The organism is Gulbenkiania mobilis (genome assembly GCA_004346645.1).
Taxonomy (GTDB): domain Bacteria; phylum Pseudomonadota; class Gammaproteobacteria; order Burkholderiales; family Chromobacteriaceae; genus Gulbenkiania; species Gulbenkiania mobilis.
In genome coordinates this window covers 1-3,933 of record SMDA01000017.1, presented here as the reverse complement: position 1 = coordinate 3,933, position 3,933 = coordinate 1, and the positions used below count along the sequence as shown (strand labels likewise).

The window sequence follows — 3,933 nt, the reverse complement described above, 5'->3', positions numbered from 1 at the left end:
TGTATCGTGCGCTTTGCTGAGCAAAGCCACTCAAATGATAGGATCAAGCCTCACGAGCAATTAGTATCGGTTAGCTTAACGCCTCACAGCGCTTCCACACCCGACCTATCAACGTCCTGGTCTCGAACGACTCTTCAGGGCACTCAAGGTGCCAGGGAAGTCTCATCTTCAGGCGAGTTTCCCGCTTAGATGCTTTCAGCGGTTATCTCTTCCGAACTTAGCTACCCGGCGATGCGACTGGCGTCACAACCGGTACACCAGAGGTTCGTCCACTCCGGTCCTCTCGTACTAGGAGCAGCCCCCGTCAAACTTCCAACGCCCACTGCAGATAGGGACCAAACTGTCTCACGACGTTTTGAACCCAGCTCACGTACCACTTTAAATGGCGAACAGCCATACCCTTGGGACCGGCTACAGCCCCAGGATGTGATGAGCCGACATCGAGGTGCCAAACACCGCCGTCGATGTGAACTCTTGGGCGGTATCAGCCTGTTATCCCCGGAGTACCTTTTATCCGTTGAGCGATGGCCCTTCCATTCAGAACCACCGGATCACTATGTCCTGCTTTCGCACCTGCTCGACTTGTCGGTCTCGCAGTTAAGCCACCTTATGCCATTGCACTATCAGCACGATTTCCGACCGTACCTAGGTGACCTTCGAACTCCTCCGTTACACTTTGGGAGGAGACCGCCCCAGTCAAACTGCCTACCATGCACTGTCCCCGATCCGGATGACGGACCAAGGTTAGAACCTCAAACACACCAGGGTGGTATTTCAAGGACGGCTCCACCAGAACTAGCGTTCTGGTTTCATAGCCTCCCACCTATCCTACACAAGTCTGTTCAAAGTCCAATGCAAAGCTACAGTAAAGGTTCACGGGGTCTTTCCGTCTAGCAGCGGGTAGATTGCATCTTCACAAACATTTCAACTTCGCTGAGTCTCAGGAGGAGACAGTGTGGCCATCGTTACGCCATTCGTGCGGGTCGGAACTTACCCGACAAGGAATTTCGCTACCTTAGGACCGTTATAGTTACGGCCGCCGTTTACCGGGGCTTCGATCAAGAGCTTGCACCCCATCACTTAACCTTCCGGCACCGGGCAGGCGTCACACCGTATACGTCCACTTTCGTGTTGGCACAGTGCTGTGTTTTTGTTAAACAGTCGCAGCCACCGATTCTCTGCGACCCGTCGCAGCTCCATCCGCAGGGATTTCACCACAACGGGCATACCTTCTCCCGAAGTTACGGTATCAATTTGCCGAGTTCCTTCTCCTGAGTTCTCTCAAGCGCCTTAGAATTCTCATCCTGCCCACCTGTGTCGGTTTGCGGTACGGTTCTCGTATAGCTGAAGCTTAGTGGCTTTTCCTGGAAGCGTGGTATCAGTCACTTCGGCACCGTAGTGCCTCGTCATCACGTCTCGGCGTTAAGAGAGACCGGATTTGCCTAATCTCTCCGCCTACCGGCTTAAACCAGGACATCCAACACCTGGCTGACCTAACCTTCTCCGTCCCCACATCGCACTATACGAAAGTACGGGAATTTTAACCCGTTTCCCATCGACTACGCTTTTCAGCCTCGCCTTAGGGGCCGACTCACCCTACGCCGATGAACGTTGCGTAGGAAACCTTGGGCTTTCGGCGAGCGGGCTTTTCACCCGCTTTATCGCTACTCATGTCAGCATTCGCACTTCTGATATCTCCAGCATGCCTTACGACACACCTTCACAGACCTACAGAACGCTCCCCTACCACGCACAGTAAACTGTGCATCCGCAGCTTCGGTTATCAGTTTGAGCCCCGTTACATCTTCCGCGCAGGACGACTCGACCAGTGAGCTATTACGCTTTCTTTAAATGATGGCTGCTTCTAAGCCAACATCCTGGCTGTCTAGGCCTTCCCACCTCGTTTACCACTTAACTGATCATTTGGGACCTTAGCTGGCGGTCTGGGTTGTTTCCCTCTTGACGATGGACGTTAGCACCCACCGTCTGTCTCCCATGCTTGCACTTTCCGGTATTCAGAGTTTGCCATGGTTTGGTAAATCGCAATGACCCCCTAGCCATAACAGTGCTTTACCCCCGGAAGTGATACATGAGGCACTACCTAAATAGTTTTCGGGGAGAACCAGCTATCTCCGAGTTTGTTTAGCCTTTCACCCCTATCCACAGCTCATCCCCTAGTTTTGCAACACTAGTGGGTTCGGACCTCCAGTGCGTGTTACCGCACCTTCATCCTGGCCATGGATAGATCACTCGGTTTCGGGTCTACGCCCAGCAACTAAAGCGCCCTATTCGGACTCGGTTTCCCTACGCCTCCCCTATTCGGTTAAGCTCGCTACTGAACGTAAGTCGCTGACCCATTATACAAAAGGTACGCAGTCACCCCTTGCGAGGCTCCCACTGTTTGTATGCATCCGGTTTCAGGTTCTATTTCACTCCCCTCCCGGGGTTCTTTTCGCCTTTCCCTCACGGTACTGGTTCACTATCGGTCGATCACGAGTATTTAGCCTTGGAGGATGGTCCCCCCATCTTCAGACAGGATTTCGCGTGTCCCGCCCTACTTCTCGTACGCCCAGTTCTTGCAATGAAATTTCGTGTACGGGGCTATCACCCACTATGGCGGCAGTTTCCAATGCCTTCCACTATCTCAATGCATAACACGTACAGGCTCTTCCGCGTTCGCTCGCCACTACTTACGGAATCTCGGTTGATTTCTTTTCCTCGGGGTACTTAGATGTTTCAGTTCTCCCGGTTCGCCTCCACTGGCCTATGTGTTCAGCCAGGGATCTCCTTGCGGAGGGGTTTCCCCATTCGGACATCGGCGGATCAAAGCTTCATTGCCAGCTCCCCGCCGCTTTTCGCAGGCTTGCACGTCCTTCATCGCCTGTGATCGCCAAGGCATCCACCAGATGCACTTAGTCGCTTGACCCTATCATTTCAGTTGCCTTACTCAGACAGGTTTGAGTTTGCGACGCACACACCGGGAACTTGCGGTGTGTGCCGATACAATCTTCTACCCAAGTCGGCGATTCTTCGTCTCTGGCTTTACCCAGCTACGTCGTCTCGCCGCTTGTATTTCGGCTTCTTCAGTTTGTTAAAGATCGGGCGTGTGGCGACTTCTGTCGTCAACGCAAACAGAAACACACTGGAAGCAATCGCTTCGGGTGTACTTCTGTTTGCGCTGGTGGTGGAGGCAGACGGGATCGAACCGACGACCCCCTGCTTGCAAAGCAGGTGCTCTCCCAACTGAGCTATGCCCCCAACAGGTCAAACTGGTGGGTCTGGTTGGACTCGAACCAACGACCCCCGCCTTATCAAGACGGTGCTCTAACCGGCTGAGCTACAAACCCAGTCTTACGCCAACATTTTGAACAACCGATAGGCTGTGAGCAGTTCGCTCGAGCTTTCTCTAGAAAGGAGGTGATCCAGCCGCAGGTTCCCCTACGGCTACCTTGTTACGACTTCACCCCAGTCATGAAGCATACCGTGGTAACCGGACTCCCGAAGGTTATCCTAGCCACTTCTGGTATCCCCCACTCCCATGGTGTGACGGGCGGTGTGTACAAGACCCGGGAACGTATTCACCGCAGCATGCTGATCTGCGATTACTAGCGATTCCGACTTCATGCACTCGAGTTGCAGAGTGCAATCCGGACTACGATCGGTTTTATGAGATTGGCTCCACCTCGCGGTTTGGCGACCCTCTGTACCGACCATTGTATGACGTGTGAAGCCCTGCTCATAAGGGCCATGAGGACTTGACGTCATCCCCACCTTCCTCCGGTTTGTCACCGGCAGTCTCATTAGAGTGCCCAACTCAATGATGGCAACTAATGACAAGGGTTGCGCTCGTTGCGGGACTTAACCCAACATCTCACGACACGAGCTGACGACAGCCATGCAGCACCTGTGTTACGGCTCCCTTTCGGGCACTCC

2 tRNA genes and 2 rRNA genes are annotated in these 3,933 nt (G+C 53.6%); all 4 read right to left on the bottom strand.

The features are described 5' to 3' along the window. Positions 1-39 precede the first annotated feature (39 nt). Positions 40-2,926, bottom strand: a 23S ribosomal RNA gene (locus EV669_RS13925). Between the two features lie 256 nt (positions 2,927-3,182). Further along, positions 3,183-3,258 (bottom strand) — tRNA-Ala (locus tag EV669_RS13920). Positions 3,259-3,270: 12 nt separating this feature from the next. After that, positions 3,271-3,347 (bottom strand) — tRNA-Ile (locus EV669_RS13915). A gap of 63 nt (positions 3,348-3,410) precedes the next feature. Continuing rightward, positions 3,411-3,933 (bottom strand): 16S ribosomal RNA (locus EV669_RS13910); the annotation flags it as partial.